The 12,570-nt window shown below is 36.7% G+C and carries 15 protein-coding genes; 14 read left to right on the top strand and 1 reads right to left on the bottom strand.

All coding sequences use genetic code 11. From position 1 onward, the window contains the following. Positions 1-4: 4 nt before the first annotated feature. Complete coding sequence (locus tag ACFFIX_RS01710; RefSeq protein ID WP_378929862.1) at positions 5-514, bottom strand: hypothetical protein; 510 nt, start codon at positions 512-514, stop codon at positions 5-7. Positions 515-731: 217 nt separating this feature from the next. Between ACFFIX_RS01710 and ACFFIX_RS01705 the strand changes: the two genes are divergently transcribed. The 14 genes from ACFFIX_RS01705 to radC all read left to right on the top strand — a co-directional run bounded on the left by ACFFIX_RS01705 (position 732) and on the right by radC (position 12,537). Next, on the top strand, positions 732-1,292 hold the full coding sequence (locus ACFFIX_RS01705; protein ID WP_378929860.1) for a hypothetical protein: 561 nt from the start codon (positions 732-734) through the stop codon (positions 1,290-1,292). Continuing rightward, positions 1,289-2,350: a VanW family protein gene (locus tag ACFFIX_RS01700; protein WP_378929858.1), complete on the top strand. Its 1,062-nt coding sequence runs from the start codon at positions 1,289-1,291 to the stop codon at positions 2,348-2,350. The genes ACFFIX_RS01705 and ACFFIX_RS01700 overlap by 4 nt, the downstream gene beginning before the upstream one ends. A 43-nt stretch (positions 2,351-2,393) precedes the next feature. Then, positions 2,394-4,052, top strand: coding sequence for a GspE/PulE family protein (locus ACFFIX_RS01695; RefSeq protein ID WP_378929856.1), 1,659 nt, complete (start codon positions 2,394-2,396; stop codon positions 4,050-4,052). Between the two features lie 7 nt (positions 4,053-4,059). Then, positions 4,060-5,100, top strand: a complete 1,041-nt coding sequence (locus tag ACFFIX_RS01690) for a type IV pilus twitching motility protein PilT (protein ID WP_378929854.1) — start codon at positions 4,060-4,062, stop codon at positions 5,098-5,100. Then, the gene (locus ACFFIX_RS01685) at positions 5,101-6,306 is read left to right on the top strand and encodes a type II secretion system F family protein (RefSeq protein ID WP_378929852.1); all 1,206 of its coding nucleotides are present in this window, start codon (positions 5,101-5,103) and stop codon (positions 6,304-6,306) included. A 112-nt stretch (positions 6,307-6,418) separates the two neighbouring features. Then, positions 6,419-6,826, top strand: coding sequence for a type II secretion system protein (locus ACFFIX_RS01680; protein ID WP_378929850.1), 408 nt, complete (start codon positions 6,419-6,421; stop codon positions 6,824-6,826). A 3-nt stretch (positions 6,827-6,829) separates the two neighbouring features. Further along, entirely contained in the window at positions 6,830-7,600 is a 771-nt protein-coding gene (locus ACFFIX_RS01675; protein WP_378929848.1) for a prepilin peptidase, read from the top strand. A gap of 3 nt (positions 7,601-7,603) precedes the next feature. After that, on the top strand, positions 7,604-8,539 hold the full coding sequence (gene pilM / locus ACFFIX_RS01670) for a type IV pilus biogenesis protein PilM (RefSeq protein WP_378929846.1): 936 nt from the start codon (positions 7,604-7,606) through the stop codon (positions 8,537-8,539). After that, the gene (locus ACFFIX_RS01665) at positions 8,540-9,169 is read left to right on the top strand and encodes a PilN family protein (protein ID WP_378929844.1); all 630 of its coding nucleotides are present in this window, start codon (positions 8,540-8,542) and stop codon (positions 9,167-9,169) included. Continuing rightward, positions 9,150-9,914 (top strand): hypothetical protein, encoded by a 765-nt coding sequence (locus ACFFIX_RS01660; RefSeq protein ID WP_378929842.1) that lies wholly within the window; start codon positions 9,150-9,152, stop codon positions 9,912-9,914. The genes ACFFIX_RS01665 and ACFFIX_RS01660 overlap by 20 nt, the downstream gene beginning before the upstream one ends. Positions 9,915-10,031: 117 nt before the next feature. Continuing rightward, on the top strand, positions 10,032-10,529 hold the full coding sequence (locus ACFFIX_RS01655) for a hypothetical protein (protein ID WP_378929840.1): 498 nt from the start codon (positions 10,032-10,034) through the stop codon (positions 10,527-10,529). Beyond that, complete coding sequence (locus tag ACFFIX_RS01650; RefSeq protein WP_378929838.1) at positions 10,526-11,032, top strand: SPOR domain-containing protein; 507 nt, start codon at positions 10,526-10,528, stop codon at positions 11,030-11,032. Before ACFFIX_RS01655 ends, ACFFIX_RS01650 begins: the two co-directional genes overlap by 4 nt. 179 nt (positions 11,033-11,211) lie before the next feature. Continuing rightward, on the top strand, positions 11,212-11,781 hold the full coding sequence (locus tag ACFFIX_RS01645; protein WP_378929836.1) for a Maf family protein: 570 nt from the start codon (positions 11,212-11,214) through the stop codon (positions 11,779-11,781). Between the two features lie 66 nt (positions 11,782-11,847). Then, positions 11,848-12,537, top strand: coding sequence for a RadC family protein (gene radC / locus ACFFIX_RS01640; RefSeq protein ID WP_378929834.1), 690 nt, complete (start codon positions 11,848-11,850; stop codon positions 12,535-12,537). Positions 12,538-12,570 lie beyond the last annotated feature (33 nt).

The following is a 12,570-nucleotide window of genomic DNA, read 5'->3' as shown; positions in this document are numbered from 1 at the left end:
CTTTCTATTTAAAATTGAAATAAGTATACGTTTTAGAAAGAATATTGCGATCATCATAGACTTCGATAATCATACGATAGAGGGAGTTGGATATAATTGGAGCGTTCTCACTATCAGGATAATCTTGAGTAGATTTAATATAAACAATTACGTTGTAGTTAGGATCATATAATTGTAGCTCAAAATAATCAGTATCGTGTTTAGTTACAAGTTGTATATTACTCTTTAGGTTTAATCCACTGTATTCCGGATTTAGTTTGGAAAGGTTATAACTGGTTGTGCCACCAACTTTCATATTTATAATGATGTTTCTTATAGCGGCATGATTCTTTAGCTCCGTCTCAATTTCACGAGCAATGTTAACAGTTTTTAGCTTATCCGCATTAATAGAGTTATAGTTAAAAGCATTCGTGAAAAAAGCTAGGAAGGTTAATAATATAACCGATAATATTAACAAAGATGCAAGTATTTCTATCAAAGTTATCCCCTTATTAGAAGATAAAATATTTTTCATTATAAAGACATCCTTTAGATCAGAAGTTATTAAATCCTTCTTCACAGAACTAATTAATTTATAAAATTACAAAAACTACATAATTTATTAAGTGTTTGTGTATTCTATTATTTCAATTTCTATTATACAATAAACTTAGTCGAAATTTGTCTTTTTTTATAAAGGGAAGAGGCTTTTTCCTTATTTTTATGTATCCTATATTTTAAGAGGTGGGACTTTGGGGCAGCTTGTATTTGGATTGATCGGCTTTTTTCTTTTATTACCAATACTCCTATTATTACCAATTGGGTTTTCGGTTAAAAATAAAAGCATATTAATTTTCACTGCTCTGTGTATTTCTTTAGTTGTCATCTTTAGTTTGCAAGTATTAAGCGTGGTTACTTCTTGGGTGATACTTGTCTTGTTAATAGCAATAGCAAGTTTACTAGTTTTAAAGAGATTAAGCTTTTCTGCAGAATCGACGGATGAAGCTTTTTTTGAAGCTAAACTTGAAATGGTAAGCAATAAAAGTTTAGTAATTAGTGATTCAACATTTAATGAAGTAAAACCTGAACAAATTAAAGAGGTAATATCGCTAACGCCTCCTGAGCAGCTACAACTAACTGAGTTAGACGAAACAGATTTCTTGAATTCAAGAATTATAGATGAAAAAGTTGAAACTCGTTTGATAGAAGATAATTTCATACCAGAGCTTTCTTTCTCAAAAGAAGATGACATCGAGATTAACTTTGATGCAATATTGTCAGACAGCAACTCGAATAAGGAGAGGCGCTCATGAGAATTAAAAATCAACAAAAAGCTTTCCTAGTCCTTGCCTTTAGTACTCTGTTTATTTTTAGCTTTTCACAAATTGGTGCGTCTGCTTACACTTATCTATTTAAAGGAAGTAACGTAAAACAAGGAACTATGAATGCTTCGAACGATCTAACTTCAAGTTTAGAAACAGCCGTTTATGAAGTGAATTCAGATGACTATGAACTTCAAGATCAACTTCCTAAAACAATTATTAGTGAATCAAAAATTGGACTTGATAATCAAAATAGTAATGATTTGAAAGACAAGCTTCAAAGTGCTGTGGTTCAACCTGGTCAAACTTTCTCTTTTCAGTCTTACCTTGATGAAAATCAGCTGGATGCACTAGAAAGCGGATTTCTAAACCGAGTGGCTACTGCTATTTACACTGCAATTTTACCTACAAACCTACAAATAATTGAACGTCATATTAGTTCTGAACTCCCAGAGTATGCCGAATTAGGTAAAGAGGCGAATTTTAAACCTAATCAGCGAGATCTGATTTTCTTTAATCCAGACACGTCCGATATTGAAGTAACTTTTTTGATCACAGATGAAATGCTTTCCGTTCAAATTAAAGGTATTACAACAGAAGGTCAATTCAAAGTTGTTGTTGAAAACGAGAAAGCTTTTTCAGCTAATACTATTATTCAATATGACTCGTCACTTCCAGAGTTAGGTAAAAAGGTTGTAAGCGAAGGGAAGAAGGGGCAGTCTGTTACGGTAAAAAGGCTTCTTGTTCAAAATGATAATAGTCAACTTGAGATTGTTCTGTCAGAAGATTTCTACGCACCAATTCATCGCGTTGAAAAACATGGATTAAAAAAGGCAGAATCTTATACGCTGCCTAATGAAGTTGAAGGAAATACAGTAGATGAAAATGGACAACCTTTTTTGCCACCTGAGATCGAAATTCCTAACCAAAGTCCGAACGTGACACAGGATAATAGTAATCAAGGTGGAATGAATGGAGATGCGCGGCCTTCTACGTCAGAAGAAAACAATACAGATCGCTTATGGGAAAAACCAGAAGTCTTAAAATAATTTGTTTACTGTTAACAAGCTTTTACTAGTCAAGGAGGTTCATATGAAACAAACACGCAAAAGATTAGGTGATCTTCTCGTTGAAACGGAACTGATTACAAAGGAACAGTTGCAGATTGCATTAAAAGAAAAGCCTGATGATCAAAAGCTTGGGGATACTCTTTTGCAACGTGGGTACATTACGGAGCAACAGTTAATCGAAGTATTAGAGTTTCAACTCGGAATCCCTCATGTAAGCTTGTATCGCTATCCATTTGATATAAAATTGCTAAGCTTAGTGCCAAAAGAGGTCGCTAAACGTAATCTCTTAATTCCGATTAAGAAAGAAAGCAATAAACTACTAGTTGCAATGACTGATCCCTTAGATTTTTATTCCATTGAGGATTTGAGGCTCTCGACTGGTTTTCAAATTGAGCCAGCAATCGCTACAAAGGACGATATTCTTAGAGCGATAAATAAATACTATGATCTCGAAGATGACATCGCTGATTTAAGTGCTTATGCATATGAAAATGAACGCGAAGAAGAGAAGGCTTCAGAAACAGACTCTCCAGTTATTCGCCTTGTCAATCAAATTCTCCAAAATGCTATCCAACAAAGAGCAAGTGACATTCACATTGACCCACAAGAAACAAAAGTATCTGTTCGTTATCGTGTGGATGGTGTATTAAAAACAGAACGGACTTTACCAAAGCATATGCAGAGTGTGCTTACAGCAAGAATAAAAATCATGTCCAATCTTGATATTACAGAACAACGTGTCCCACAAGATGGAAGAATTAAAGTGAATATTGAGTTTCACCCGGTTGATTTACGTGTATCAACACTTCCAACTGTTTTTGGTGAAAAAGTGGTTTTGCGTATTTTAGATTTAGGTAGTGCACTTAACGACATTACCCAGCTTGGCTTTCATAAAGTGAATTTACAGCGCTTTACACAGATGATCAAAAAGCCATCTGGAATTGTTTTAATTACAGGTCCAACAGGTTCTGGTAAATCATCAACACTTTATGCGGCTTTAAATAAGATGAATTCTGAAGAAGTTAACATTATTACCATTGAAGATCCTGTGGAATACCAATTAGAAGGCATTAACCAAATTCAGGTGAACTCAAATGTGGGAATGACTTTTGCAAAAGGTCTTCGATCAATATTGAGACAAGATCCCAACATCATTATGGTTGGTGAGGTTCGTGACAAGGAAACAGCTGATGTTGCAATTCGTGCATCTCTTACCGGCCATCTTGTTTTAAGCACCCTCCATACAAACGATTCATTAGGAACGATTACACGTTTAATTGATATGGGTGTTGAACCATTCCTAGTTGCCTCATCTCTTACAGGTGTTATTTCTCAGCGCCTTGTTCGTAAGGTTTGCCGCGATTGTGCTGAAATAGTCAATCCAACGAATCGAGAAATCGAGATTTTTTCAAAAAGAGGAATTGAAGTTGATAAAATTACCCGTGGTCGAGGTTGCGGAACGTGTAATATGACGGGATACAAAGGAAGAATCGCCATCCATGAGCTCCTTGTGATGTCAGAAGATATGAAAAAGGTCATCATGAATGGCGAACCTTTTTCAAAACTGCGTGAGTTAGCGATCAAAAATAAAACCATTTTCTTAATTGATGATGGCTTAATAAAGGTAAAACAAGGAATTACCACAACTGAAGAAATCTTGCGCGTTGCAATTACGGAGTGATAAGACGATGAAAACAAAAATTGAAGAAATTATGCGTGCAGCTTATGAGTTAAAAGCATCTGACATTCATCTTACTGTTGGAATCCAACCGATGCTACGAATCAATGGTGATTTGAGAAAGTATGGCAACACAGAGTTAGCTCCCATTGATACGCTTCAAATGTCAAAAGCAATTGTACCCGAAGCCATGTGGAGCAAATTCGAAGAAAAAGGGGAACTAGATTTCTCTTATGGAATTCAGGGAATTTCACGTTTCCGTGTCAATATTTATAAGCAACGCTCATGTATTGCACTTGCGGTTCGTATTATTCCAACATCAATTCCAACTTTAGAAGATTTGAAGCTACCACAATCTATAAAGAAAATTGCTGAAAAGCCACAAGGTCTTGTGCTCGTGACAGGCCCAACTGGAAGTGGAAAGTCGACAACGCTGGCATCGATGATCCATTACATGAATGAGACGATGCGCCGCCACATTATTACACTTGAAGATCCGATTGAATACCTTCATAAACATGGATCGAGCATTATTGATCAACGTGAGGTTGGTTTCGATACGTTAAATTTTTCAAATGGCCTACGTGCCGCCTTAAGACAAGATCCTGATGTTATTTTAGTAGGCGAAATGCGTGATTTAGAGACAATACACACCGCAATTACGGCTGCTGAAACAGGTCATCTTGTCCTTGCAACTCTTCATACATCAAGTGCGCCATCAACGATTGACCGAATTATTGACGTGTTCCCTTCGAATCAGCAGGCACAAGTGAGAATACAATTAGCTTCTGTTCTTGTGGCGATCGTTTCACAACGACTTTTTCCAACAAAGGACAAAAAATCTCGACGAGCGGCACTTGAAATTCTCATCAATAACTCAGCTGTTGCGAACTTAATTCGTAACGAAAAAATTCATCAAATTCAAAATGTGATGCAAACGAGTAAAGCTCAGGGAATGGTCACCCTTGAAGGAAGTATTTTAGAGCTCGTTCAATCGGGAGAGATTTCTAGAGAGCTAGCTGCACCTTATTTACAGGAGAAATTAAATTAGATGGCTAAATTCAAATACGAAGGCAGAGGTAAAGCAGGTCGAGTTTCTGGGAAAATTACCAGTAGTTCGAAACGTGAGGCGGGCTTAAAGCTTCAAGAAAAAGGGATCCGCATTACAAAAATCGAGGAGATCCCCGAAACACTCTTAACAAAAGAAATTACGATTGGTAGCCCTGTTAGGCTTCAGGATATCGTGATCTTTTTAAGACAGTTTGCCACGCTTTTGAAAGCAGGAGTTTCAGTTGTTGATTCCACCAATATTTTAGCAAGGCAAACAGAAAGCAAGTCACTTAAGAAAGCTTTACTAGATATTGAGGAAGACTTACGAACGGGAAATCCGTTATCATCAGCCGCTGCAAAGCATAAGAAAATATTTACCTCGATGTTCGTGAACATGGTCAAAGCGGGAGAGGCTAGTGGAAGTCTTGACGAAACATTAGATCGACTGGCCATTCACTACGAAAAGCAACACAAAACTAGGCAAAAAGTTGTTTCAGCACTTGCATATCCAGCTGTTGTTGGTTTTATAGCGATTGCAGTCGTGATCTTTTTACTAATTGCAGTCGTTCCTACATTTGTTGAAATGTTTGCAGACTTTGGTGCAGAACTTCCGCTGATTACAAGAGCGGTGCTTGGTGCAAGTGAATGGATGCAAGTGTATTGGTGGATTGTTATTGTTGCTTTTGGTCTACTTTTCACTGCTTATCTTTTCAGTAAAAGTCAGAAGAAATCAAAATATTATCTTGATTATTTCACGTTGAAGATTCCGATCTTCGGAAAAATGATTCAAAAAGCAGCACTCGCAAGAATGACAAGAACGTTAAGCTCCTTATTTTCTAGCTCTGTTCCTATTTTACAAGCAATTTCAATTGTCGAAAATGTCGTTGACAACGAAGTGATTGCTAGAGTACTAAGAGAGTCACGTCAATCACTTGAAAAAGGTGTGTCACTCACAGAACCAATGAAAAAACATTGGGTATTTCCACCCTTGCTCACGCAAATGATTGCAATTGGCGAAGAGACCGGAGCACTTGATGAAATGCTCTCAAAAGTAGCCGATTTTTACGAAGATGATGTTGAACAAACAACTGATCGCCTAAAGTCTCTCATTGAACCATTAATGATCGTCCTACTTGCAGGAATCATTGGTGTGATTGTGACTTCTATCCTAGTACCTATGTTTGATATCTTTAACCAAATTGGCTAATAAATTTACAATAAAAAGATATGCTGTGCGAAATTTGTCGTGATATAATTAATTTAGCCTATATTACTAGGACTACTAAACTATTTTTCTTATAGGGAGAGAAAACGAACAAATGATCAAAAAACTATTAAAAAATCAGCGTGGTTTGACTTTAATTGAGTTACTTGCTGTTATTGTTATATTAGGGATTATTGCTGCGATTGCGGTGCCGAGTATTGGGAATATAATTGATAATACAGAAGATAAAGCTATTGTTTCTGAAGCTATACAGATTATTAATGCTGCTAAGATAGTAAGTAGTACGGACACGGATGCTACTATTTTTGTTCATAAGGATGAAACAACTGGTGAAATAAATATAAGTGATTATGTTGAAAATGTGGAAAATGAAGATTATACAATAACCAGAAATGCAAATGGAGATTACTCAATTTCTGATCATCCATCTGTTGGTTTAGCTAATAGCGCTGCAAATGCTACTTCTGCAACAGAAGAACAATTAATAAATTACACTAATTAAATTATGATAATTTTATTTATTTTCTTTCTTGCACTATTCGGCCTAACCCTAGGCTCCTTCTACAACGTAGTCGGCCTACGCATCCCAAACAATCAATCAATAGTTGCGCCTCGATCAGCTTGTCCGAGGTGTAAACATACCTTAACAGCAGTGGAGTTAATCCCTGTTGTTTCTTATGTTATCCAGAGAGGAAAGTGCCGCAGCTGTGGCGCGCGTATTACACCTCTCTATCCGTTTGTGGAGTTATTGACTGGTGTTCTTTTTGCCGTCGCGCCTCTATTGGTAGGTTGGTCATTTGAGCTTTTGATTGCCTTGACGTTAATTTCATTGTTTATGATTATTTTTGTCTCAGATCTGACCTACATGCTTATTCCAGATAAAATTCTTTTGTTTTTTCTAGGAGTTTTCATCGTAGAAAGAGTGATCTATCCGCTAAATCCTTGGTATGATTCGTTAATCGGAGCGTTTGTTGGGTTTACATTGCTACTTTTTATTGCCTATGTTAGCAAAGGTGGTATGGGTGGCGGAGATATTAAGCTATTTGGTTTGCTTGGCTTAGTGCTTGGCTGGAAAACAGTGCTACTCTCATTTTTTCTATCAACGTTTATTGGTGTTATCATAGGTGCGTCTTTCATGTTAGCAGGTAAACATAAGAAACGTGAGCCGATGCCATTCGGTCCATCTATCATGATTGGAACATTAATCGCTTACTTCTTTGGAGAACAACTATTAAACTGGTACTTGTCTTTAATTGGCTATACTGTTGGGGGTTAAATCATGTTTCTATCTTTTAAAGGTAAAATCGGAAACATCATTATTAAGGATCATTCCATTCGCTATGTGGAATTGAAACAAAGTCTTCCAAACGTTCTTCAAAAATGTGAAGAACGTTTACTTCCACCTGGACTTATAAAAGATGGTAAGATTGAAAACGCTGAGACGCTTGCAATGATCTTGGATGAGTGTGTTTCTGATTGGGGAATTAAGGGAAGAAAAGTGCGTTTTACGGTTCCAGATTCACATGTAGTGATCCGAAAGGTTACCGTTCCTGCTGATTTGAAACCAGATGAACTAAGGGGTCATCTGTATCTAGAAATTGGCTCTTCTATTCATTTACCTTTTGAAGAGGTTGTTTTCGATTATGTTGTTTTAAAACAGAATGCAAAAGGCCAAGACCTCCTTTTATTTGCATCTTCAGAAGAGCTTGTAACAGAGTATTCTAATCTATTTGAAGACGCACATTTAAAACCAATTACAGCTGATATCTCAACGCTGTGTTACTTTCGCTTATTTAAACAACAGCAACTTATTCAAAACAATAAAACCACACTTTTTATCCAATTCGACTTGTTCTCTGAGAATTTAAGTATTTTTCAAGACCAAAACCCTGTTTTTATGAAAAACCGTAGTAACGAAGATAGTGATGAAGATTCTAAAGAAACGTTTTCTTTACGTTTGAATGATGTGATAAAAGAGATTGACCATGTGATCAATTTTTACAAATTCACTTTAAATAATGGAACCGACGAGGTCAAACAATTTATTTTAAGCGGTGATCATCCCCTTATTACCACTGTTTATGAAGAGTTAAAAGGAAATCTCAATGAAAATGTTCAGCTTATACCAGAAGAAGTAGGCTATCTGCCTGATAAAACACCTATTCCACGTACTTTTCACTTGGCAACAGGATTAGCACTAAAAGAGGTGCACTAAATGCTGGCTAATATTAATTTACTTCCTAAGAGAGACTTAAAGAATCAAGCTAGAAATTTTCTTGGATTGATACTAGCTGTATTACTCCTGATAACATTAATAATGATCTTTTTTCAGAACAAAAGCATCATTAACGAAGGGAAAAGATTAACGGAAGAATACGCAGTAATCCAAGAAAAACTTCTGAATAGTTCACCCAAAGATAGTACCTCTACAAACAAGACTTCAATTGAAACACTTCAAAGTGGTGTAGCATATGCTGAATCCATTTCTGTTAACATTGTCCCAGTTTTAGACTATCTAACTGAACAACTACCTGATCGAGGTTTTTTATTAAATTTTCATCACACAGATGCAGGGGAACTAAACGTAGTTATTCAATTTGATACAAACAGAGAAGCGGCACACTATTTAGCAAGATTGAAAGAAGCTACCTTCATTAAAGGAGTAAAGCTTAATAGTCTGACAACAAATGAATTTGGTGAAAAAGAGGAAGATGGGACCGAGGTACCGGATAATGAAATTGACACGAATACTCCACGTACCAATGCAACCTATCAAATACTTCTTGAAGAGGATTATGAAAGTCTATTAAATGGCGGTGAAGATGATGAGCATACAACTTCATAAAAAGCATCTACTACTACTCATCACAGCAATCGTACTTATTGGTCTTCTTTACGCAGCTGTTTACTTTATCTACTTAGAGCCTCAGAAACGAGGGAATGAACAACTTCAAACATCTATCAATCTTGCACACCAACAATTGGAGTTAAGCTCTCAAAAAGAAGAGAAAGTTATAGAACCGACTATTAATTCAGTTGAACTTCAACGCAAGCTCCCGGTAAGTACTCTAGTCGAACAGTTTGTTCTTGACCTTGAACAAGCAGAAGTTGTTTCGAACAGTGTGATTCAAAGTGTTACTTTTTCAGAAGAAGGTGAGACCATTCCCCTTGTGGAGACACCATCTGAAGATGAAAAAGAAGAGAACACAGTAGAGACATCTGATGCATCTACGACCGAAGTTGAAACTAAAGATCCACTGCCACTAGCTCTTGAAGGCTTGAAGCTATTGGAAGTTTCTCTAACTGTCACTTCTTCAAATTATTATGATTTAGAAGCATTTATTAAACAGCTAGAAAATCAAACAAGAATTACTAAAGTTGACGAACTAACCTTTTCTGGACCACCTGAAATTATCGAACTGAGTCAAGAAATTGAGAGCTTAACTTATGATCTTAAACTTTCTGCTTTCTATTTTCCGACACTAACCGACTTAGACGAAGAAACCCCTACAATTGATACACCGCCTCCAAGTCTCAAACAAAATCCTTTAACACCATATATTAAGGAGAAGAATGACGAGGATTCATAATATTTGACGAAAACCCTTTAAAACAAGACGACAAATGTCTTGTTTTTTTTTTATTTTCTTATGCTAGCATTGAACCAAATACATAGCTTCGTAGACTTTTGAAGGGTGGTGGACAAAATGGACAAACCGTCTTCTGAACCAATAAGAATTAAGATAAATGGAAAAGAGCGAGAAATCACAGAGTCTAAGAAAAATAATCGAGAGCTAAAAGGGGAAATACCTTTTTCAAGCTGGCAAGAAAAAATAAACTCGGAGCATGAAGTGGCTTCCGCAAAACAAGAAGAAGAGTTTCCATGGCTTTTGCCTGATGAGGATGAGGTGTATAAAGAAGATCCAAAAGTGGTTACACCTTTTAAAAAGAAAAAACAAACGTCAAATCAAACGATTACACCTTATCAGTATTCCTCAAAGAAGAAAAACCCATCTTATCCATTAAAACAACTTGTTTCAATTATTATCTTTGCAATCGTACTAGGAGTTGGCTTTGGTTTTATTGCACTTAATTTTCTTTCAAATGAAGAAATGCCAACGACGGCTAGTGTTGAGGAACCAGTGAGTGATGGAACGGAAACATCAGCTGGGACTAGTTCTGAACCTGAAGAAAAAAACCTGTGACAACTACTGCTCTTCAATTGTATGCGGTACAAGCGGGGAAATTTTCTGCTAAACCAGGTGCGGATACTGTTGTTACTGACTTAAAATCTCAAGGGTTTGCAGGTAGTGTTATTGAAGAAGACGGAGCATTCTACGTGTTTGCCGGAGTTGGGAGTGAGAAAGCGCAAACCGAAGCAATAAACACTCTTTTAATTGGAAAGCTTGAGATCGAGCCGTGGGGAGGGAAAACCTTCTCAGTTGAACTGCCTGAACAATTCAGAGCACATGTAGGATCACTGTCATCGATAGCAGCCAAAGCAACAAGTGGACAATCTACTGATGCAACTCAAATTGCTGACATAGAAACAAAATTAAACGCAATTGAAACGAAAGACGAAGCAATTAGTGCCTTAAAAGAACAACTACTAGCAGCAACTTCTCTACTAAAAGAGCCGAGCTTAGAAAATGGCTGGAAAGCACAGCAAGCTCTATTAGATGCGATTAGTAGCGCAAAAAATAAATAAGTTCAAGATAATTAGGCCCTTAAGCGAATTCATCATGAGTTCGTTCTTTTTTTTGTACTTAATAAACTGAAAAAAAGACAAAATTTAGTTTCTGCAAATTGTCTCATGCTTAAGAGTTTGGTACGATACGAAGTGTATCTTCTAATCTGAAACGAACGAGCGAAAGGATGGAATTCATCATGACAAAACACCTCATTTTAGCATCTGGGTCTCCTCGTAGAAAAGAACTTCTTGAACATCTTCAACTTGATTTTACAGTGATCGTAAGTGATATCGATGAAGCATTTGATTCTACCTTAACACCATCTGCAACAGTAATGTCACTCGCATTCCAAAAGGCTTCACACGTTGCAAAAAGCTATCGCGAATCGTATGTAATTGGCGCAGATACAATTGTGGTATACCGCGATCAATTATTAGGCAAACCAAAAAGTGAAGAAGAAGCCATCTCGATGTTAACGATGTTGTCAGGGGAGACACACGAAGTGTTAACAGGTGTTTCAATTCTTCATGGAGATCAAAAATGTACGTTCGCTGAGAGAACAAATGTAACGTTTTGGTCATTAACAAAAAAAGAAATTTATGACTATGTGAAAACTGGGGAGCCGATGGATAAAGCGGGTGCTTATGGAATTCAAGGGTTAGGATCACTGCTTGTAAAAGAAATTCAGGGAGACTATTTTTCTGTTGTAGGTTTACCTATAGCACGAACAATGCGAGAACTCCGACATCTAGGTCTTTCAAAGTAAAAGTTTTTAAAATAGAGAGAGAAAAAGTAACAATTAGCAGAGAGGGGAAAACTAGGAGGAGAAAGCATGGAAACGGCTACTTTTAAAATCCGAGATTACCCTGAAGATGAAAGACCGCGTGAACGACTACTAAATGATGGAGCATCAAGCCTGGCAAACCATGAACTTTTAGCCATATTGCTTCGAACTGGAACAAAAAAAGAATCGGTCGTTCAAATTTCAAACCAATTGTTGAATCAGTTTGAGGGATTAAGAATGCTGAAGGATGCATCAGTAGAAGAAATAACAACCATCTCTGGCATCGGAAAAGCAAAGGCCGTCCAAATTCTAGCTGCTCTTGAACTAGGAAGAAGAATGAATAGACTCACATATGATGACAGATATGTAATTAGGTCTCCACAAGACGGTGCCAATTATGTGATGGAAGAGATGCGCTTTTTAAGTCAAGAACATTTTGTATGTTTATACTTGAACACAAAAAATCAAGTTTTACACAAACAAACCGTGTTTATCGGAAGCTTAAATGCATCAATTGTTCATCCAAGAGAAGTCTACAAGGAAGCCTTAAAGCGCTCAGCTGCTTCACTTATTTGTATTCACAACCATCCATCAGGCGATCCTGCGCCAAGTAGAGAAGATATCGAAGTCACTAAGAGACTCGCAGAATGTGGAAAAATGCTAGGGATAGAACTTTTGGATCACTTGATCATTGGTGAACAAAAATTTGTGAGTTTAAAGGAAAAAGGATATTTGTAGCACTGTTTTTTTTTATAAATTAAGCTATAATAA

The sequence above is a fragment of the Metabacillus herbersteinensis genome, from assembly GCF_042433335.1.
Lineage (GTDB): Bacteria > Bacillota > Bacilli > Bacillales > Bacillaceae > Metabacillus > Metabacillus herbersteinensis.
The sequence above is the reverse complement of the archived record's forward strand: the minus strand, read 5'-3'. Positions and strand labels throughout refer to the sequence as shown.